Origin of the sequence: Xanthomonas sp. WHRI 10204 (assembly GCF_040202875.1) — a bacterium.
Classification (GTDB): Bacteria; Pseudomonadota; Gammaproteobacteria; order Xanthomonadales; family Xanthomonadaceae; genus Xanthomonas.
Genome location: NZ_JBEGDW010000004.1, coordinates 403,781 through 422,500 on the forward strand (window position 1 = coordinate 403,781; position 18,720 = coordinate 422,500).

17 protein-coding genes are annotated in these 18,720 nt (G+C 66.3%); 6 read left to right on the forward strand and 11 right to left on the reverse strand.

Annotation, left to right across the window (positions count from 1 at the left end):
- Positions 1 to 22: 22 nt before the first annotated feature.
- From ABQZ00_RS21930 to glyQ, 3 genes are all read right to left on the reverse strand, one after another.
- Positions 23 to 1,615: a tetratricopeptide repeat-containing sulfotransferase family protein gene (locus ABQZ00_RS21930; RefSeq protein WP_323539499.1), complete on the reverse strand. Its 1,593-nt coding sequence runs from the start codon at positions 1,613 to 1,615 to the stop codon at positions 23 to 25.
- Complete coding sequence (gene glyS / locus ABQZ00_RS21935; RefSeq protein ID WP_323539500.1) at positions 1,615 to 3,843, reverse strand: glycine--tRNA ligase subunit beta; 2,229 nt, start codon at positions 3,841 to 3,843, stop codon at positions 1,615 to 1,617. The genes ABQZ00_RS21930 and glyS overlap by 1 nt, the downstream gene beginning before the upstream one ends.
- 186 nt (positions 3,844 to 4,029) lie before the next feature.
- Entirely contained in the window at positions 4,030 to 4,938 is a 909-nt protein-coding gene (gene glyQ / locus ABQZ00_RS21940) for a glycine--tRNA ligase subunit alpha (RefSeq protein ID WP_055846691.1), read from the reverse strand.
- Between the two features lie 91 nt (positions 4,939 to 5,029).
- Here glyQ and ABQZ00_RS21945 point away from each other — a divergent pair, with 91 nt between their 5' ends.
- The 3 genes from ABQZ00_RS21945 to ABQZ00_RS21955 all read left to right on the forward strand — a co-directional run bounded on the left by ABQZ00_RS21945 (position 5,030) and on the right by ABQZ00_RS21955 (position 9,449).
- Positions 5,030 to 6,844: a GspE/PulE family protein gene (locus ABQZ00_RS21945; protein ID WP_323539501.1), complete on the forward strand. Its 1,815-nt coding sequence runs from the start codon at positions 5,030 to 5,032 to the stop codon at positions 6,842 to 6,844.
- Between the two features lie 895 nt (positions 6,845 to 7,739).
- Positions 7,740 to 8,504, forward strand: a complete 765-nt coding sequence (locus ABQZ00_RS21950) for a glutamine amidotransferase (protein WP_115584631.1) — start codon at positions 7,740 to 7,742, stop codon at positions 8,502 to 8,504.
- 45 nt (positions 8,505 to 8,549) lie between these two features.
- Positions 8,550 to 9,449 (forward strand): BPSS1780 family membrane protein, encoded by a 900-nt coding sequence (locus ABQZ00_RS21955; RefSeq protein WP_055846683.1) that lies wholly within the window; start codon positions 8,550 to 8,552, stop codon positions 9,447 to 9,449.
- Between the two features lie 578 nt (positions 9,450 to 10,027).
- Here the strand turns inward: ABQZ00_RS21955 and ABQZ00_RS21960 are convergent.
- The 5 genes from ABQZ00_RS21960 to ABQZ00_RS21980 form a co-directional block, all read right to left on the reverse strand.
- Complete coding sequence (locus ABQZ00_RS21960; protein ID WP_323539502.1) at positions 10,028 to 10,612, reverse strand: hypothetical protein; 585 nt, start codon at positions 10,610 to 10,612, stop codon at positions 10,028 to 10,030.
- A 30-nt stretch (positions 10,613 to 10,642) separates the two neighbouring features.
- On the reverse strand, positions 10,643 to 11,380 hold the full coding sequence (tatC, locus tag ABQZ00_RS21965) for a twin-arginine translocase subunit TatC (protein ID WP_115529300.1): 738 nt from the start codon (positions 11,378 to 11,380) through the stop codon (positions 10,643 to 10,645).
- Positions 11,377 to 11,961, reverse strand: a complete 585-nt coding sequence (gene tatB, locus ABQZ00_RS21970; RefSeq protein WP_323539503.1) for a Sec-independent protein translocase protein TatB — start codon at positions 11,959 to 11,961, stop codon at positions 11,377 to 11,379. The genes tatC and tatB overlap by 4 nt, the downstream gene beginning before the upstream one ends.
- A gap of 15 nt (positions 11,962 to 11,976) precedes the next feature.
- Positions 11,977 to 12,204, reverse strand: a complete 228-nt coding sequence (gene tatA / locus ABQZ00_RS21975; protein WP_055846673.1) for a Sec-independent protein translocase subunit TatA — start codon at positions 12,202 to 12,204, stop codon at positions 11,977 to 11,979.
- A gap of 72 nt (positions 12,205 to 12,276) precedes the next feature.
- Entirely contained in the window at positions 12,277 to 13,179 is a 903-nt protein-coding gene (locus ABQZ00_RS21980) for a lipid-binding SYLF domain-containing protein (RefSeq protein ID WP_323539504.1), read from the reverse strand.
- Between the two features lie 152 nt (positions 13,180 to 13,331).
- On the opposite strand from ABQZ00_RS21980, the gene hemH reads away from it, so the two are divergent.
- From hemH to ABQZ00_RS21995, 3 genes are read left to right on the forward strand one after another with little or no spacing between them, the layout of a single operon-like run.
- Positions 13,332 to 14,297, forward strand: coding sequence for a ferrochelatase (hemH, locus tag ABQZ00_RS21985; RefSeq protein WP_323539509.1), 966 nt, complete (start codon positions 13,332 to 13,334; stop codon positions 14,295 to 14,297).
- Entirely contained in the window at positions 14,294 to 15,160 is an 867-nt protein-coding gene (locus ABQZ00_RS21990; protein WP_323539505.1) for an alpha/beta fold hydrolase, read from the forward strand. Before hemH ends, ABQZ00_RS21990 begins: the two co-directional genes overlap by 4 nt.
- A 35-nt stretch (positions 15,161 to 15,195) precedes the next feature.
- Positions 15,196 to 15,483: a hypothetical protein gene (locus tag ABQZ00_RS21995; protein ID WP_323539506.1), complete on the forward strand. Its 288-nt coding sequence runs from the start codon at positions 15,196 to 15,198 to the stop codon at positions 15,481 to 15,483.
- A gap of 125 nt (positions 15,484 to 15,608) precedes the next feature.
- Here ABQZ00_RS21995 and ABQZ00_RS22000 read toward each other — a convergent pair whose 3' ends face one another.
- The 3 genes from ABQZ00_RS22000 to ttcA all read right to left on the reverse strand — a co-directional run bounded on the left by ABQZ00_RS22000 (position 15,609) and on the right by ttcA (position 18,557).
- The gene (locus ABQZ00_RS22000; protein WP_115529304.1) at positions 15,609 to 16,394 is read right to left on the reverse strand and encodes a YgjP family zinc-dependent metalloprotease; all 786 of its coding nucleotides are present in this window, start codon (positions 16,392 to 16,394) and stop codon (positions 15,609 to 15,611) included.
- A gap of 282 nt (positions 16,395 to 16,676) precedes the next feature.
- Entirely contained in the window at positions 16,677 to 17,582 is a 906-nt protein-coding gene (locus tag ABQZ00_RS22005; protein ID WP_055846659.1) for a recombination-associated protein RdgC, read from the reverse strand.
- Positions 17,583 to 17,642: 60 nt separating this feature from the next.
- Complete coding sequence (ttcA, locus tag ABQZ00_RS22010; RefSeq protein WP_323539507.1) at positions 17,643 to 18,557, reverse strand: tRNA 2-thiocytidine(32) synthetase TtcA; 915 nt, start codon at positions 18,555 to 18,557, stop codon at positions 17,643 to 17,645.
- Positions 18,558 to 18,720 lie beyond the last annotated feature (163 nt).

Sequence of the window (18,720 nt, forward strand, 5' to 3'; positions counted from 1 at the left end):
CGCATTCGCTTGTCAGCTGGGCTTAGCGCGTAGCGCCTGCTTCAATCATGCCCGCCTGCAACAAGGCCTGCCTCAGCGGCTCCAGTTGCGTTGCATAGCGACGCCACGCTTCCACATTGCGCCCATGCACACCCTCGCGTACCTGCACGCTGCTCAACGTGGCCGACGCTGCGGCATTGCGGGTGATGTCGATTTGCCCTGGCTCTATCGCCAACCCGCAGCGCGTCATCAACTGCTCCAGCACCGCAGATGGATCGCGCACCATCTGCGCGTAGTCCACATCGATCACCCTGCCAGGTAGCGCAGCGCGCCACTGCGCCATCAAACCGTGATACGCCTGGTAATGACGCGCCAGTGTCTGCAGGTCGTAGCTATAGGCATAGGAATCGCCGAACAGCGCGCGATAGTTGGAAAAACACACCGCCATCGGCTCGCGCACCAGATGCACGATCAGTGCACCCGGCAACGCCCGTGCGATCGGCCCGATCGCCACTGCATTGGCAGGCAATTTGTCGATATACCAGCGCGCCGCCCCCGCGCGCCACTGGGTCTGCTCCAGATAGCGCTGCCCGACCTGTGCGTAGTCCAGCGTGGGCAGCGCCTGCAACAGACCCGTATCCAGCAGGCTGCGCCCGGCCTGGTCCGCGCCCCAGCGCAACTGATGGCCGAAGTCGCTCAGTTCGCCCGCAGAGACAATCTGCGAATGGTTACCCAGCATGCGTTCGAGCACCGTGGTGCCCGAACGTGGCAGGCCGAGCACGAAGATGGGTTGCGGACCGGGTGCAGCATCAGCCGGCTGGGCCGCAAACACGCCTTGATCGGCCAAGGCGCCCAACTGCGCATACAGCGATGCCTCGGCTTCGGCGTCGTGGCGCAAGCGCGCATGCATGACTGCATTGCCATGCTGCAGCGCATCCCAGGCGGCATCGGTCTCGCCCAGATCTTCCAGCTCCTTGTACAGCGCGAATGCCAGCCCGGCCCGGTCTTCGCTCCCGGGTGCAGCGCGCTGCAACTGCTGGCGCAGTGGCGCGACATGGTTGCTGGTCGCGCTCTGGCGGCGCAAGCGTGCACGCGTCAGCGCCGCACGGCCGTAGCCGGGCTGCTGCGCCAAGGTCTGCTCCAGCGCCTGCGCTGCCGCATCCAGATGCCCGTTGAACTGCAATTGCACGGCAAGGAAAAAGCGGAAATCCGCACCATCGAATCCGCGTGCCTGCGCGCGCTGCATCATCGCCAACGCCTCGGGATGTTCGCCCAGGGATTGATGCACATGCGCCAGCAAGGCCAGCGTCGCGCCATCGCCACACTGCACTACCGATGGATGCCGCAAGAGCGCATGCAACGGCCGATGTTCGCCAACGCGCAGCAGCGCTTGCGCCACACGGCAACGCAGCGTCACATCGTCGCCCACATCGCGCGCGGCCAAGCGCAGCTGCGTGACCGCCTCGCGCATCTTGCCGCTCGCCAGCACGGTGCCGGCCAACAGCACCCGGGCCGACACATGCGTCGGCTCCACCGCCAACACCGCCTGCAACGCTGCCGCCGCGGCGGCCATGTCGCGGCGGGCCAGCGCGTCCTGGGCACGTTGCCACTGCGTCGCGCCGGCAGCGGTGGACATCAGCTGGACAGATGCTCGATGGCGGCGACGCTGCCGAGGCGGTCGCCGAGCTTCTTCAGCAGCGCCAGGCGGTTGGCACGTAGCTGCGGGTCTTCGGCATTGACCATCACTCCGTCGAAGAACGCATCCACCTGCGGACGCAGGCGGGCCAGGCGCGCGAGCACGGCGACGTAGTCGTGGCGGTGCAGCGCATCGCCGGTGTCGCCGATGGCCGCTTCCACCGCTTCGGCCAGCGCTTCTTCGGCCGGTTCGCGCAGCAGCGTGGTATCGATGTCGCCGGGGATTTCGCTATCGACCTTGCGCAGGATGTTGCGGATGCGCTTGTTGGCCGCGGCCAGCGCTTCGGCTTCGGGTAGCGTGGCGAAGATGCCGATGGCATCGATGCGGCGGTCGAAGTCGTAGAAGGAGCCGTGGGTCGCGCCCAGGTGCGCTCCTACGAGCCCTGTAGGAGCACCCTCGGGCGCGACCGAGAACAATGCAGCGACTGCATTGAAGTGCGTTGCCGGCACACCCTTGTCGGCGTAGTAGCCGCGTAAGCGGTCGAGAATGAAGTCGACTAGCTCATTGGCCAGGCCATCACGCACTCCAGCCTCGTCAAACTCGATGCCAGATACCTTGACTCCGTCCTTTTTTGCTTTTTCCGAAGCCTGCGCACGTGCATCGAACTTTAAGAAGTTTTCCATCATCGCAATCTGGATAAACGCTTCTTCGACAAGTGCGCGGATATTCAGATCAAACCCACTCTCAATCACCGTCCGCGCCAAGCCCAACGCATTACGCCGCAGCGCAAACGGGTCCTTGTTGCCGGTCGGCTTCAGCCCGGCTGCAAAGCCACCAGCCAAGGTATCCAGACGCTCGGCAATCGCCAGCACCTTGCCCAGTGGCGACAGCGCAATGTCGTCGCCGGCGAAACGCGGCTGGTAGGCCTCGTCGATGGCCAGCGAAATCTCGCTCGGCTCGCCAGCGGCTTTTGCGTAATGGCGCCCGGCAATACCCTGCAATTCCGGGAATTCGTTGACCATGCGCGATTGCAGATCGTTCTTGGCCAACTCCGCAGCGCGGCGTGCCTGCGCCGGGTCGGCACCAACTTGCGGGGCAATCATTTCGGCCAGCGCAGCCACGCGCGCGACCTTGTCGGCAACGCTGCCCAGCTTGGCCTGATAGGTGACGCCGGCAAGGCCTGCGCCCATCGCTTCCAGCCCCTGCTTGAGGTCTTCGTCGAAGAAGAACTTGGCATCGGCAAACCGTGGACGGATCACCCGCTCGTAGCCCTTTGCCACTTCGGCCACGTCCTTGGACACGATGTTGGCAATGCCGATGAACTGCTCGGTCAACTTGCCGCCGTCATCCAGCACCGGGAAGAATTTCTGGTTGATCTCCATGGTTTCGATCAGCGCTTCCTGCGGCACCGCCAGGAAGTCGCGCTCGAAGCTGCACAGCACCGCCGACGGCCATTCGACCAGGTTGACCACCTGCTCCAGATTGTCGTCGCTGATGCGCGCGCGGCCGCCGGCCTGCTTGGCGGCTGCTTCGACCTCTTCGACGATCCGCGTGCGGCGTACATCGGCATCCACCAGCACATGCGCGCTGCGCAGCGCGTCGATGTAATCGCCCGGCGCGGACAACGACACCTCGCCTTCGTGCATGAAACGATGGCCGCGGGTGATGCGGTCACCCCGCACGCCCAGTAGTTCGGCCGGGATGACGTCGTTGCCGAACAGCAGCACCAGCCACTGCACCGGCCGCGCGAAGGCGTAGGCATGCGCGCCCCAACGCATCGGCTTGGGGATGGGCATGGCGGCAATCGCTTCGCGCAGGATCTCCGGCAACAGCGCGGCGGTTTGCGCACCCGGCGTCACTGCGCGATGCACGAAACGCTCGCCCTTGGCGTCGCTGGTGCGCTCCAGCGCGGTCCAGTCGATGCCGGCCTTGGCGGCAAACCCGGCCAGTGCCTTGGTCGGGTTGCCGTCGGCATCCAGCGCGATGTTGAGATACGGGCCCAGCACTTCGGAACGCTGTTCGGGCTGCTCGGTGGCCACGCCCGGCAGCAGCACCGCCAGGCGGCGCGGGGTGGACAGCGGCTTGGCATCGCCACGGGTGACCGCGACGCCGCGCTTCTCCAGCCCGGCCAGCACGCCATCGAAGAACGCCTGCGCCAAGCCCGGCAGCGCCTTGACCGGCAGCTCTTCGGTGCCCAGTTCGATCAGCAGGGGGTGCATCTGAGTCATTGCGTCGGACCTTGGTTTTCCCTTCGTTCGTCAACCGACGAAAGGTGGCTTGATGATGTCCTTCTCCCGCAAGCGGGAGAAGGTGGCGCGATGCGCCGGATGAGGGGTGTAAGACGGCGGCGAAGGCATGCTGCCACCATCCGCCCTACGGCCACCTTCCCCCGCCAGCGGGGGAAGGCAACAGCATCAGCGTTTGACGCCAGGAAACCCCAGCTTCTCGCGCTGCGCGTGATACGCCTGCGCCACGCCCTGGGCCAGCGCGCGCACGCGCAGGATGTAGCGCTGGCGCTCGGTCACGCTGATCGCGCGGCGCGCATCCAGCAGGTTGAAGGCGTGGCTGGCCTTGGTCACCTGCTCATACGCCGGCAACGGCAGGCCGACCTCGATCAGGTGCTTGGCCTCGGCTTCGCAGGCATCGAAGCGGTGGAACAGCTCTTCCACATTGGCATGCTCGAAGTTGTAGGCGCTCTGCTCCACTTCATTCTGGTGGTAGACATCGCCGTAGCTCACCGGGCTGCCGTCCGGGCCGTAGGTCCACACCAGGTCGTAGACGTTGTCGCAGCTCTGCAGATACATGCACAGCCGTTCCAGGCCATAGGTGATCTCGCCCAGCACCGGCTTGCACTCCAGCCCGCCAGCCTGCTGGAAGTAGGTGAACTGGGTCACCTCCATGCCGTTGAGCCAGACTTCCCAGCCCAGGCCCCAGGCGCCGAGCGTGGGCGACTCCCAGTTGTCTTCGACAAAGCGCAGGTCGTGCACCAGCGGATCGATGCCCAGTGCCTTGAGCGAGCCCAGGTACAGGTCCTGGATGTTGTCCGGGTTGGGCTTCATCGCCACCTGGTACTGGTAGTACCGCTGCAGCCGGTTGGGATTTTCGCCGTAGCGGCCGTCGGTGGGACGGCGCGATGGCTGCACGTAGGCCGCATTCCACGGCTCCGGGCCCAGCGCGCGCAGGAAGGTGGCCGGGTGGAACGTGCCCGCACCCACTTCCAGGTCCAGCGGCTGGATCAGCACGCAGCCCTGATCGGCCCAGTACTGGTTGAGAGTCTGGATCAGGCCCTGGAACGTGATTGGAACGCGGCGGGAATCGGACATGCAGCAAGGGCCGTGCGAAAGGGGTGCGCTAGTATACCGGCCCACCCGCGGCGCTTTGCCGCGGGAGCATCGCGGCAGGGGAACCACCAGCATGGAACAGCGGCGCAACGCCGACCCGGACAGCGCAGCGACGATCCTGCCGCGCGGCCGGCTGATGTTCGACCCGGTGGCTGCTGCATTGCTTGCCGATGGCATGGTGGTGCCGCACGAACACGAACGCGTGCAGTTCTCCGCCGCCGGCGTACGCAACGCCAGCGAAGTGCATCCGCTGGTGCTGCTGGCCAACCTCAAGCTGCATGCCGCGCAGGCGCCAGCCGGCGAGCTGGGCCTGGAGCGGCTCACCGAATGGATGGCCACCCGCACCGGGCTGCGCTATCTGCGTATCGACCCCACCCGCATCGATGTCGCCGCCGTCACCGGTGTGGTCTCGCATGCCTACGCGCGCCGCCACCGCATCCTGCCGCTGGCGCTGGACGCCGAGCGCGTGCTGATCGCCACCAGCGAACCGCTGGCGCTGGAGTGGCTGGCCGACGTGCAGCACCTGAGCCGCCGCCGCATCGAGCTGGCGCTGATCAACCCGCTGGACCTGCATCGCTACACGATGGAGTTCTTCGGCGTGACCCAATCGGTGCGTGGCGCGCGTGGCGATGCGCGCAGTGCCGAGCCGGGAGCGGGCCTGCCCAGCTTCGAACAACTGGTGGAACTGGGCCGCGCCGGCGACGTCAATGCCGACGATCACCACATCGTGCATATCGTCGACTGGTTGCTGCAATACGCCTACGAGCAGCGGGCCAGCGACATCCATCTGGAGCCACGCCGCGAAGCCGGGCGCATGCGCTTCCGCATCGATGGCGTGCTGCACAAGGTCCTGGAAGTACCGCCGTCGGTGATGACCGCCGTGGTCAGCCGCATCAAGGTGCTCGGCCGCATGGACCTGGCCGAGCGCCGCCGCCCGCAGGACGGCCGCATCAAGACCCGCTCGCCGGGTGGGCGCGAGGTGGAAATGCGTCTGTCGACGATGCCCACCGCGTTCGGCGAAAAGTGCGTGATGCGTATCTTCGACCCGGATTCGGCGTTCAAGAGCATCGAGCAACTGGGTTTCAGCCCCGAGGAAGCGGCCGGCTGGAGCGCGCTGGTCGAGCGCCCGCACGGCATCGTGCTGGTCACCGGCCCCACCGGTTCGGGCAAGACCACCACGCTGTATTCCACGCTCAAGCGTCTGGCCACGCCGGATGTGAATGTGTGCAGCGTGGAAGACCCGATCGAAATGATCGCGCCGGAATTCAACCAGATGCAGGTCCAGCAGAACATCGACCTGGATTTCGCCAGCGGCGTGCGCACGCTGCTGCGGCAGGACCCGGACATCATCATGATCGGCGAAATCCGCGACCTGGAAACCGCGCAGATGGCGGTGCAGGCCTCGCTCACCGGGCATCTGGTGCTGTCCACGCTGCACACCAACGATGCCGCCTCGGCGATCACCCGTTTGCTGGATCTGGGCGTGCCGCATTACCTGGTGGCCTCCACGCTCAACGGCGTGCTGGCACAACGCCTGGTGCGCACGCTGTGCGTGCACTGCAAGCGCCCGCACACGCTCAGCGAGGACGACTGGGCGGCGATCCGCGAACCGGGCGAAGCGCTGCCGGAAACGCTCAACGTGCACGCCCCGGTCGGCTGCCTGGAATGCCGCCGCACCGGCTATCTCGGCCGCGTGGGCCTATACGAATTGCTGCCGGTGAGCCCGCGATTGCGCAGCCTGATCCGCGCCGACACCGACCTGGCCAGCTTCAGCCAGGCCGCCCGCGGCGACGGCCTGCGCACCCTGCGTCGCACCGGGCTGGAAAAAGTCGCCGCCGGCCTGACCACCATCGAAGAAGTGCTGTCGGTGCTGCCGCCGCGCGAATAAGCGGGTGATCGCTAGCGACGCAAGTCGTTTGTGCCTGTTCGGGAGCAGCTGCGCCGATTCTGGGTAGACCGACGGCAGCATTGATGTGCCCGCCCGAGCGCGGAGAAGCGGCATGACGCATGCGGATATGCACTCTGCTCGGCGCACGCACGCAGGACCGCCACCTGGTGCGACGGCGTTTAGGCCACGGCACTCAACCAGCAAGAACGAGCCCCTACAAAAAAACTGGCCGACACCCATTACAGCCCCGGCGCACATCTCTGGCGCAGACGCTGCCACGCCCTGGGAGCAGACGTGACGGCACCCGTCGCTGTCCCGTTCTAGCGCCCAAGGCACGCTCCGACTACCACGTTGAGGGCACTGGCAGCGGTCCAGTCGTGTGTTGCCGCCGATCATCGGTATCGCCCAATCACTTCGCTGAAGACCGCGCTGCAGCCATGGCGCTGAGGAGTGCAGCGCCGCGTCCGCCGCACGTGTAAGCACCCCAAGACATGCTCCGACGGCAGGCTTGAGTAGGCTGCGGCGGTCCAATCATGCGCCGCCTGCCGGCCTGCCAAGATCGGGATGGGCCGACCACGCCGCTGACCAACGCGCTGAAACACCCAGGGCTGCGCCTTGCAGCGCCCCGTCCGTCTCCCGTTCAAGCGCCCCACGGCATGCTCCGACTGCAAGGGTGAGGACGCTGCGGCAATCCAGTCGTGGGCCTGCCTGCCGATATCGATGATGTGCGATGGCCGCCAGCCACCACCATCGCCATTCCATCTACCCGGCCGCGAGGGCATCAGCACATGGCAATCGGCAATCACGCACAGCGTCCGCAGTGGGCCCTGGCTTGAAAAAAACGCGCCACTGCCGCCTACAATCGGGGGCATCTGTCGTGTCCGGGTTGTCGCGCATGTCCGTTTTGCCGTTCCTGATCATCGAAACCGGTCACCCCGTGCCGGAGATGAAGCGATACGGCCGCTTTCCGCACTGGATCCGCGTGGCGGCCGGGCTGGCCGAACACGAAACCGTGGTGATCGATGTCGCCAATGGCGACGACCTGCCAGACCGCGGCCGCTTTGCCGGCATCATCATCAGCGGCTCGGCCGCCTTCGTCACCGACCGTGCCGACTGGAGCGAGCGCAGTGCCCAGTGGCTGCGCGACGCCGCCCATGACGGCAAGCCGTTGCTGGGCATCTGCTACGGCCATCAGCTACTGGCCCATGCGCTGGGCGGCGAAGTCGACTACAACCCGGCCGGCCGCGAGTCCGGCACCATCGCGCTGGAGCTACACCCGCCGGCCGAACAGGACCCGTTGTTTGCAGGCCTTCCGGCGCAGTTCCCGGCCCATGCCACCCACCTGCAGACGGTGGTGCGCGCGCCGGACGGTGCCATCGTGCTGGCGCATTCGCGTCAGGATCGTTGCCACGCCTTTCGCTGGGGCCGCGCCACCTGGGGCGTGCAGTTCCACCCGGAGTTCGCCACCCATCATATGCGCGGCTACGTGCGCGCGCGTGCCGAGTGCATTGCCCGCCACGGCCACTGCGCCCGCACGGTCGCCCGCGAGGTTACCGCCGCTCCGGTCGCCCGCAAGCTGCTGCGCCGGTTCGTGCATCACGCCCGCGGCCTGCAAACAGTGAACGCTCATCCCGCCGCGCACACGCAAAAGCAGCGATAATCGCGTTACGCCGGATGGTCCGGTGCGTATCGATCCGGAATGGGAATGAGCGAAATTCGCAAGGTGCCGGCGTCTGCCGGCGCAGAATGGCTGTTGACCGGTTTCTCGCTGCTGAAGCGGGCGCCGCTGGCGCTTGGCTCGCTGGGAGTGATCTGGAGCGTGGCCGCCTCGCTGGTGGTGTCGCTGTCGGTGCTGGTGCCGCTGCTGGGCCCGGCACTGCAATTCCTGCTGGTGCTGGCCGGCCCGTTGTTCATGGGCGGCATGCTGTGGGCGATCCGCGAGGTCGACGAGGGCCGCATCGCCAAGCCATCGCACCTGCTGCATGGCCTGCAGGACGGCCGCGCGCCGCATCTGCTGGTGTCGCTGCTGCCGCAGCTGATCGCCGGCCTGCTGCTGGGCGTGCTGCTGCTGGCGATGATTGGCGCCAACGGGTTGCAGCAGTTGTCCGAGGTGATGCTCAAGATCAACCAGATCAGCCAGTCCGGTGCGCAGCCGGACCCGGTGCAGATCGAACAGCTTGCGGCCAGCCTGCCGGCCGGGCGCATCCTGCTGTGGCTGCTGCTGACCATCGCCACGTTTGCGGCGATGACGCTGGCGCTGTTTGTGATGCCGCCGCAGGTGATGTTCGACCGCAGCACAGGCGGCCACGCGTTGCGCGAAAGCCTGCGCGCCAGCCTGCACAACCTGCCGGCGATGCTGGTGTTCTTCGTGCTGGCCTTCATCGTCATTTTCGCGATCTATTTCGCGGTGATGATCGTCGCGCTGATCGTCGGCCTGGTGGCCGGGCAAACCGTGGCGATGTGGCTGGCGCAGCTCCTGCTGATGGCGGTGCTGATGCCGGTCTTCGCCGGCTCGGTCTACGCCGCGTGGAAGCAGATGTTCACCCACGAAGGCGCCACCGCACAGCCCACCCCGCCCTCGCGCCCGGATGTGTTTGCCGCCTGATCCCGCAGAACCGTAGGAGCGCACCCGGGCGCGACGAAGCTTTCCCGGTAACGCCCGTCGCGCCCAGGTGCGCTCCTACGACGTTTGATCGGTCTGCGCAGTGTCGGTCCACCTGATCGAGCCCACGCCGCCCTCGCGTCCAGATGTGTTGCCGCCCGATCCCGCAGAACCGTAGGAGCGCACCTGGGCGCGACGAAGCTTTCCCGGTAACGCCCATCGCGCCCGGGTGCGCTCCTACGACGTTCGATCGGTCTGCGCAGTGTCGGTCCATATGATCGAGCTCCGCCGCCCTCGCGTTCGGATGTATTGCCGCCCGATCCCGCAGAACCGTAGGAGCGCACCTGGGCGCGACGAGGCTTTCCCGGTAACGCCCCTCGCGCCCGGGTGCGCTCCTACGACATTCGATCGGTCTGCGCAGTGTCGGTCCACCTGATCGAGCCCACGCCGCCCTCGCATCCAGATGTGTTTGCTGCCTGATCCCTCAGGATCGTAGGAGCGCACCTGGGCGCGACGAGGCTTTCCCGGTAACGCCCGTCGCGCCCGGGTGCGCTCCTACGATGTTCGATCGGTCAGTCCGTTTAGTCGAGTTCCACGCGAACGATCGCAATGCAGTCGGGTATCTCGCCGAACGGCAATGCATGCGCAGCGAACACGTTCTCATAAACGGTCACCTCTGCGCCGGAGCGCGTTGCGCGCAGGTGTCCCACGCCGCTGAAGGACGTATTGGCGTTTTCTCTCAAGGCTGCATGACGGCCGTGGTAGAGACTACTCGCCGCCTTGCCGGATGTATCGATGCGGACTGTCAGCTCGCCATACATGGCGCTCAGGAAGTCGTGTTGTTCGGTGCCGAACAACTGGAACGGATCGACGGTGTTGTGAATCAGCAACACGGTCGGCATACCGGCACTGGCAGCCACACGCAGCTGAGCCCGCGCCTCGCAAATCTTCTGGCGCACGTGCCAACCGACCGTCCTGGACCATGCGCCATTCGGATCGATTCCGCGCGTACTCTCAATCTGCTTGATCTCCACCGCAACCACCGTGCTGCCAAGCCACACGTGATAATCGGGCGTGCGGGTGGATGTCTCGGCAATTCGCTGACAGTCCAGCCGATGGTGCGCGCAGAAGGTTTCGAACAACTGCTCTGATACGGTTCTCTGCATTCCCAAACCAGCCCGGGGACTTTGCGCAGACTAAGCGCTCTTCGGCACCACAGCGCGCGAGGCGATGATGCCCAGCTCGTAAAGCAGGCACATGGGGATGGCCAGCATCAGCTGCGAGACCACGTCCGGCGGGGTGAGTACGGCGGCCAGGATGAAGATGCCGACGATGGCGTAGCCGCGGCCTTCGCTGAGTTGTTTGGGGCTGACCCAGCCCATCAGCACCAGGATCACCAACGCCACCGGCAACTCGAAACTGGCACCGAAGGCGAAGAAGATCGCCAGCACGAAGTCCAGATACGAGGTGGCGTCAGGAGTAATCGCGATCACGTCCGGCTTGAACGTGGTCAGGAAGTGGAACACCGCCGGCAACACCAGGAAGTAGGCGAACGCGCAGCCGATGTAGAACAGCGCCACCGCCGAGGCCAGCAACGGAAATGCCAGTTTCTTCTCGCGCTGATACAAGCCCGGCGCCACGAATGCCCAGGCCTGATACAGCAGCCACGGCACGCTGAAAAACACCGCCACGAAGAAGGTGAGCTTGAGCGGGGCGAAGAACGCGCCGGCCGGATTGACCGCAACGATGGTCTGCCCCAGCGGCAGCTGCGAGACCAACGGTGCGGCCAGCCAGGAATAGATCGCGCGCGAGAACGGCAGCAGCGCCAGCAACACCACGCCCAGACCGATCAGTGCGCGCACCAGACGGGCGCGTAATTCGACCAGGTGCTCAATCAGACTGCTTTCGGCCTGTGCGTCGTCGAACAGGCTCAAGGCGCCTTCTCCTGGGTGCTGCTAGTTGCGGTCGTTGGTGCGGTCGCGACCTGCGCGTTCACCGGCGTGGAGGCCAGGCTGCCGTGCGGTGCCGGCACCAGCGTCTGCCGGGGCGCCGGTGCAATCGGCTGCGCCTGGGCGATGACCGGGGACGGGCCCGGCACGTGCGCATGCGGCTGCAAGCTGCCCGGCTCTAGCACCACCGGCGCATTGGCGGGCAGCTCCAGCGGTGCGGCCACCGGGGTGGCGCTGGCGCGGATGTCGATATCGCGGCCGACCTCCTCGTGCAGGCCGCGCGCCTGGTCGTGCAGCCCGCGCGCACCTTCTTCGACCTGCTGCTGGGTGTTGCGCAACTGCCCTTCGGCTTCGCGCAGCGAGGCCTGCACGTCCTGCAGGCTGCGCTTGAGTTCGTCGGCTTCCAGCTCGCGTTCGAGCTCCTGCTTGACCGAATCCCACTGCATGCGCGCACGGCGCACCCACAAGCCGGCAAAGCGCGCGGCCTTGGGCAGGCGCTCGGGGCCGAGCACCACCAAGGCGACAATCGCAATGAGCGTCAGCTCGCCAACACCTATGTCAAACACCGACGCTGCTCCGGATCAGCGCGCGTCGCGGTCGCGTTCGGCCTGCGCCTCACGCGCCTGCTCGGCAGTGCGGGACTCGTCGCCGAGCTTGCTGGCCGGCTTGTCTTCGTCGTGCATGCCTTTCTTGAATTCCTTGACCGCGCTGCCGAGATCCTTGGCACCGCTGGTGAGACGCTTGGTACCGAACACCAGCAACACGATCACCAGCACGATCAGCCAGTGCCAAATGCTGAAACCGCCCATGATCTGCTCGCTTGCTGAAAAGAAGGAAGACTCAGGATACCCCAGCGCACCGCGCAGGGGGATGACAGCGGCTTAGCGGTTGCCGTCTAGTGATTCGGTGCGGATTTCGCCATCGGATACCGACTGGAACCCCTGCTGCGGAGGCGGCGTGGTGCTGGGCTGCATCGGGACCGTGCTGGCCTCGTTGGCCGGCGGCGGGGCCGATTGCGCTGCCGGGGCAACGCTTGGCGCGCGCGCCGGCGGAGGCGGCGCGGTCTCGTCGCTATCGCCATCGCTGCTGCGATTGGCGCGCGCGGTGTAGGTGACCTCTTCCAGACGGTCGCGGAAGGCGATCACGTCGGTGGACGGGCGCTCGTTGGTGCGACCTTCGAAGATCATGCGCGGGGTGGCACCGCCGCCGTAAGCGTTGAGGTCGGCGGCATCGTCGATCTGCAGCACCGCGCCATCCAGCGCCACGCCGGCGAACAGGCCGCGGGCGCGCGACCACGACCAGATTTCGGCCTTGAGCTGGCCATCGGTGGCGGCAGCGGCGTTGCGACCCACCGGGCCTGCGGCCACACCGGCATCAGCGCCGAGGGTGAACTTGCCGTTGACGATGTTGTCCAGGCTGCGGTCGTTGCGGAACACCAGCACCACGTCGGAGGACTGCACGCCGGCCTGGAAGCCGATGCTGCCGCCGGTGAGCTTGACGAACACCGGCTGCGACCAGCTGCCGTCGGCGTTCTTCATCGACATCAACCCGTGGCCGCGACGGCCGCCGATCACCAGGCCGGCCTTGAGCGTGTCGGGGATGACCACGATGGCGCGCGCCTCGTCGAGCAGCTTGTCCGGGATGGACTGCTCGGGAATCTTCATGATCTCGTTGAGCACCCGCACCGCGTTACGCGCACGCTGGTCCTCTTCCGGGCCGGCGACGGCGTGGCCGGCGGCGAAGGTCAGCGACAACAACAGGGCCAGACGCGACAAACGAGGCATGACAAGCTCCAAAGGACGATCCGTCAAAGATAGCAATGCCGCGACGTTAGTGCTGGCGCAATGAATCGGTGGTGAGCGCATCCGGCGGCAAGACGGCGCAGATCGGGACGATTGATGCGCTGTCCTCGGCAGTCCTGCCCGGCTCTGCCAGAATGGCGCGCATGAACATCACCTCCGATACCGCCCTGCTGGTCGTCAACCTCGGCACCCCCGAATCGCCGACCGCCCCGGCCGTGCGCCGCTACCTGGCCGAGTTCCTCAGCGACCGCCGCGTGGTCGCGATCCCGCCGCTGTTCTGGAAGCCACTGCTGTACGGGGTGATCCTGCCGATCCGCGGACCCAAGTCGGCGGAAAAATACGCCAAGGTGTGGCTGCCCGACGGCTCGCCGCTGGCGGTGTATACCCGCCGCCTGGCCGAGGGCTTGAAGGATGCGATGCCCGACTGGCAGGTGGAATGGGCCATGCGTTATGGCGAGCCGGCCCTGCGCAAGACGCTCGATGCCCTGCGCGCGCGCGGCATCAAGCGCATCGTGGTGTTGCCGCTGTATCCGCAGTATTCGACCACCACCAGCGCCTCGATCCAGGACGTGGTGGATGCGTGGCGCCCCAGCGCACCGGAGATCGACGTCACCGTGATCCAGGAGTACTGCGAGGACGCCGGCTGGGTGGCGGCGATCGCCGATTCCATCCGCGCGCACTGGCAGGTGCACGGGCGCAGCGAGAAGCTGATGTTTTCCTTCCACGGCCTGCCGCAACGCGTAGCCAATGCTGGCGACCCGTATCCGCAGCAATGCGAGCGCAGCGCGCAGGCGATCGTGACCGCATTGGGCCTGGGCCCGGACGAGTGGCAGATGGGTTACCAGTCGCGCTTCGGTGCCGAGCGCTGGCTGCAGCCGTATGCCGAACCGACGCTGTGGGCGCTGGCCGAAGGCGGCGTGCGCAGCTTCGATCTGGTGTGCCCGGGCTTTGCCACCGATTGTCTCGAGACGCTGGAAGAAGTGGCCCTGGGCTTTGCCGAAACGCTGGCCGAACGCGGCGCCACGCTCAGCTACATCCCCTGCCTCAACGCTGCCCCGTCGCACGCGCAGGCACTGGCTGCATTGGCGCGTCGCGCGTGAGGTTGGAGCCGTTTGCGTGCGAGCTGGCCATCGGGCGTGTCACCGGCTTGCGCAACACAGACCGCGGGTCACGCCGGGTGCTGGCATTGCACGGCTGGCTCGATAACGCGGCCAGTTTTGTCCCGCTCAGTGCGCATCTGCGCGCGCCCGATCTGGATCTGGTGCTGCTCGACCTGCCCGGTCACGGCCACAGTGCGTGGCTGCCGACGGGTGCGGAATACACGCTGAGCAGCGCAATCCATAACCTGCTGCAGGTGGCCGATGCATTGGGTTGGGACCGTTTCACGTTGTTGGGCCACTCGCTGGGTGGCGGCGTCGCCAGCCTGATGGCCGCCGCCGCGCCGGAGCGCATCGAGGCCTTGGTGGCGATCGAGGCGCTGGGCGCGTTGGCCGAACCGGTGGAAAGCACCGCCGAGCGACTGCGCGACTCCGTGCGCTCGACCCGTACCCTGCCGCAGCGGCCGCTGCGTGTCTTCAGCTCGATGGACGCGCCGGTGCGCGCACGCATGATGGCCAATCAACTCACCGAGCCGGCGGCGCGCTTGCTGGTGGAACGCGGCCTGCGTGTGGTCGAAGGTGGCTACAGCTGGTGCACCGACCCGCGCCTGACCTTGCCCACCGCCATCCGCATGACCGAAGCGCAGATCGATGCGTTGCTGGCCGCCATCGTGTGCCCCACCCAGGCGATCTTCGCCACGCCGGGGCAGCCGTATTTCTCCGACACCCTGCGCGATCACCGTGTGGCCATGGTGCCGGACGCCCGCCTGCACCTGCTGCCGGGCACCCACCATGTGCATATGGAAGCACCGCAGGCGGTGGCAGCGGTGATCAATGGGTTTTTGGCAACGCTGCCGCAGCCGTGATGCAGGCATGCGCGATACGCAGATAAGCTGACGCGATGGCAGATCTCATCCGTGTGGTCACTGCGATTGAATCCTTCGCTCTGTGGAATGCGCCGTGGACGTTTTTTGACACGGTGCACGCGACACCACACTTGACTGCCGATGATCGCCTGCTGTTGCAGCAGGTGTGGTCAATGGCGTGTCACGCCGAGCACTGGACGTCGGGTGGCACGCTGGATGCAGGCGCGGCGGCAACGGAGAGTGCCCTGACATCGCACTTTGCGTGGCTGTCAGCGCAGGCCTGCCGGCAACTTGCCAGGGCTGCGTCGTACGCGTGGCGCTAACCAACAGTGCCATCACGCGTGATCGGCAGGAGGCGGCCCCGTTGCTGAGCCATTGTGGGATTCAGAACACGTCCTGATGATTGCAGCGGCTGCGGCAGGCGTGATTTTCCGCAACGACGTGTGCGTCACTCGCCCTGCAACAACCGCCGCAGCTGCGCCTTGAGTTGGCGGCCGTGTTCGTGGAAGTAGCTGCGCTCGTCGCGCCAGGCGGGGAAGCGGTGCTCCACTTCGGCCCAGAACGCGGGCGAGTGATTGGCCTGCAGCAGATGGCAGAGCTCGTGCACCAGCACGTATTCGAACGCCGACGGGCGCCCGAGGACCAGCGCCAGGTCCAGCGCCATCGAGCCATCCGGCGCGAGCGAGCCCCACTGCGACGACATCACCTTGAGCCGCAGACGCGTGGGCGGGCGCGGCAAACCGGGCAGATAGGTGGGCAACCAGCGGCCGACGTCGGCGCGTGCCTGCGCTTCGTAGAATTCCTTCAGCGTGCGGCGCAGGCCGGCGTCGCCCAACCGGGACGGCACATGGAAATGCGCGCCCGCCTCATCGACTTCGATGCGCGTGTAACGGCCCTCGTGCCAATGCAGCGGGAGCAAGACGCCACGCAACGGCAGCAGCCCGGGCACACCGCGTTCCAATGCGGGAAATGCATCGACCTGCTGGTACCGCGACAACTGCGTGCTCAGCCAATCCAGATGCGCATGCAGGAACCGTTCGCCGGAGATCAGGCTGGCCCGCAGCGGCAAGGTGAGCCGCGCACCGCGTTCGTCGACACTGAGTTTGATGCGCCGCGCGCGTGAGTCGCGCACGCGCAGCACCTCGATCTCGCGGCCTTCCAGTTGCACACGCACGCAGTCGCGTTGGACAACCTGCGAGGGCGGCGCAATCAGGCGGCGGACGGGCTTGAACATGGGCACAGGATAGCGCTGCGATGTGTCAGGTGGTGAGACGCCGGAGGCATTGGCATGGATGCGTACGTGAGGCCGGATGACTGCCTGCATCAGACGCGATGTGGACACCGTGGCTGCCCGTCGCCATGACACGCCTGCAGCGCAGAATGCCAGGCACCGGATGCGCACGCGGTGCGGTCAACGCGGTGCGTGCCACGCAGTGCGAATCGGTGCGCGAGGCATCCGCCGCACGCTGGGATGCGACGCCAGCCGCGCTGACAACTGCGGCTGGCGTCGTACGGATTACTCCGCCTTGCTCAACTTCAGCGCGGTTTCCAGCAGCAGGAACAACCGGCGGATTTCCGCGCTCATCAGCGCAAAGCGCGCATCGAGTTCGGCACGTGCGCCGTCGTCGTCGCTGTGTTCGAGCTGGTCCAGCGCGCCGTCGAGGAACTTGAGCTTGCGGATCACCAGATCGTCGCCGAGCACGAACGACAGATTGTCGTCCAGCACCAACGCCAGCTTTGTGACCTGCTTGCCGGCCTCCAGATGCTTGTCGATTTCGTCGCCGCGCAGTTCCTGATGCTGGCACTTGACCACCGCGCCGCCTTCAATGGGGTCCTTCATTTCGCATTCTTCGCCCAGGCTCAGGCCTTCGGGCAGCGGCTCGCCGGCAATCCAGCCGGTGAGGATGGCGCGCGGTGCGACTTCGGCATTCAACGGCAACGCCGGGAAGCTGCCGAGCGCGCCGCGGATCTCGCTCATCACGTTCTCGCCGCTCTTGCGGCTGGACGTGTTGACCGCGATGTAGCCGTTTTGCAGATCCAGAATCGCGTCGGTGCGCGAACTCTTGACGAAGGCGCGCGGCAGCAGCTCATGGATCAGGTCGTCCTTGAGGCGCTTGCGGGCCTTGCCACCGGGGCGGCGGCCTTCCTTCTCTTCGATCTCAGCGACCTTGCGCTCAAGCAGGTCGTTGACCACCGCGCCGGGCAGGATCTTGTCCTCGCCACCGATGGTGAGCCACAAGAACTCTTCCAGGCGGTGCGAGAGCACCTCCTGCTCGTCGCGGCCGAATGGCGAAATGAAACCGCGCGAACTCATTTCCAGCGGGCCGACCGGCTTGAGCTGCACCTGCGGCAGCAGCGTCTCGATCTCGGAAAAATTCAGCGTGGTGGGAAAACGGAACAGGGTGAGATTGCGAAAGAACATGCGTAAGACCGAAGAAGAGAAACGTGGAGGTGGAAGACCGACGGCGACCGGGTGGGCGCGTCAGTCGCTGTCGTGTGTGGTGTCGCCAGTGGCGAACCAGGCGGTGGAATCGTGCGCGGACGCGGCGGTGTCGGACGCACGGCCCAGAGTCATAAAATCGAACAGCGTGCGGTCGGCCAGTTGCTCGGGGCGCACGTCGCCGAGCGCGCGCGCAATCTGCTCGACCCGGCCGGGCTGCTCGTGGTCCCACTGCTGCAGCATGCGGCCGACCTGCTGGCGCTGCAGGTTTTCCTGGCTGCCACACAGGTTGCACGGGATGATCGGAAACTGCCGCGCCTGCGCGTACTCGGCGATGTCGGCCTCGCGCACATAGGCCAGCGGGCGGATCACCACATGCGCACCGTCGTCGCTGCGCAGCTTGGGCGCCATTGCGGCCAGCCGCGCGTGGTGAAACAGGTTCATGAAGAACGTGGCGACGATGTCGTCGCGGTGATGGCCGAGCGCGATCTTGGTCACACCATGCGCTTGCGCATAGGCATATAGCGCGCCGCGCCGCAGCCGCGAGCACAACGAACATAGGGTCTTGCCGGCCGGAATCACCCGGCTGACCACCGAGTAGGTGTCCTGCTCGACGATGTCGAATGGCACGCCCAGCTCGCGCAGGTAGGCCGGCAGCACATGGGCGGGGAAGTCGGGCTGTTTCTGATCCAGATTCACCGCCACCAAGGTGAACGGCACCGGCGCCTTGCGCTGCAGGTGCAACAGCATGTCCAGCAAGGTGTAGCTGTCCTTGCCGCCGGACAGGCACACCATGATCTTGTCGCCGGCGACGATCATGCCGAAATCGGCGATCGCCTGGCCCACCTGGCGTTGCAGCCGTTTGCCCAGGCGCAGCTGCTCGCGCTGCAACCGCTGGCGCGGGTCGCGCGGCGCGGGGTCGGCCAGGGGTTGCGGCAGCGGCAGGACAGCGGTCATAAGCCGTCCATTGTAGCTGCCCGGAGGATTGGGCCGTGCCTGAGCTGGCCACCCCCATCCGCCCTTCGGGCACCTTCCCCCGTACACGGGGGAAGGGAGCAAGCCCTCGTCTACGGGGGAGCGCCTCCCACCTAGCCATCCCCCCGCAGTTCCCTCTCCTGCT

Excerpts from the sequence above, each read along its gene's own strand:
- glyS (WP_323539500.1), bottom strand. The coding sequence starts at position 3,843 with ATGACTCAGATGCACCCCCTGCTGATCGAACTGGGCACCGAAGAGCTG.
- glyQ (WP_055846691.1), bottom strand. The coding sequence starts at position 4,938 with ATGTCCGATTCCCGCCGCGTTCCAATCACGTTCCAGGGCCTGATCCAG.
- ABQZ00_RS21930 (WP_323539499.1), bottom strand. The coding sequence starts at position 1,615 with ATGTCCACCGCTGCCGGCGCGACGCAGTGGCAACGTGCCCAGGACGCG.
- ABQZ00_RS21955 (WP_055846683.1), top strand. The coding sequence starts at position 8,550 with ATGAGCGAAATTCGCAAGGTGCCGGCGTCTGCCGGCGCAGAATGGCTG.
- ABQZ00_RS21960 (WP_323539502.1), bottom strand. The coding sequence starts at position 10,612 with ATGCAGAGAACCGTATCAGAGCAGTTGTTCGAAACCTTCTGCGCGCAC.
- ABQZ00_RS22000 (WP_115529304.1), bottom strand. The coding sequence starts at position 16,394 with ATGTTCAAGCCCGTCCGCCGCCTGATTGCGCCGCCCTCGCAGGTTGTC.
- ABQZ00_RS21945 (WP_323539501.1), top strand. The coding sequence starts at position 5,030 with ATGGAACAGCGGCGCAACGCCGACCCGGACAGCGCAGCGACGATCCTG.
- ttcA (WP_323539507.1), bottom strand. The coding sequence starts at position 18,557 with ATGACCGCTGTCCTGCCGCTGCCGCAACCCCTGGCCGACCCCGCGCCG.
- tatA (WP_055846673.1), bottom strand. The coding sequence starts at position 12,204 with ATGGGCGGTTTCAGCATTTGGCACTGGCTGATCGTGCTGGTGATCGTG.
- hemH (WP_323539509.1), top strand. The coding sequence starts at position 13,332 with ATGGCGCGCATGAACATCACCTCCGATACCGCCCTGCTGGTCGTCAAC.
- ABQZ00_RS22005 (WP_055846659.1), bottom strand. The coding sequence starts at position 17,582 with ATGTTCTTTCGCAATCTCACCCTGTTCCGTTTTCCCACCACGCTGAAT.
- ABQZ00_RS21980 (WP_323539504.1), bottom strand. The coding sequence starts at position 13,179 with ATGCCTCGTTTGTCGCGTCTGGCCCTGTTGTTGTCGCTGACCTTCGCC.
- ABQZ00_RS21950 (WP_115584631.1), top strand. The coding sequence starts at position 7,740 with ATGTCCGTTTTGCCGTTCCTGATCATCGAAACCGGTCACCCCGTGCCG.
- ABQZ00_RS21995 (WP_323539506.1), top strand. The coding sequence starts at position 15,196 with ATGGCAGATCTCATCCGTGTGGTCACTGCGATTGAATCCTTCGCTCTG.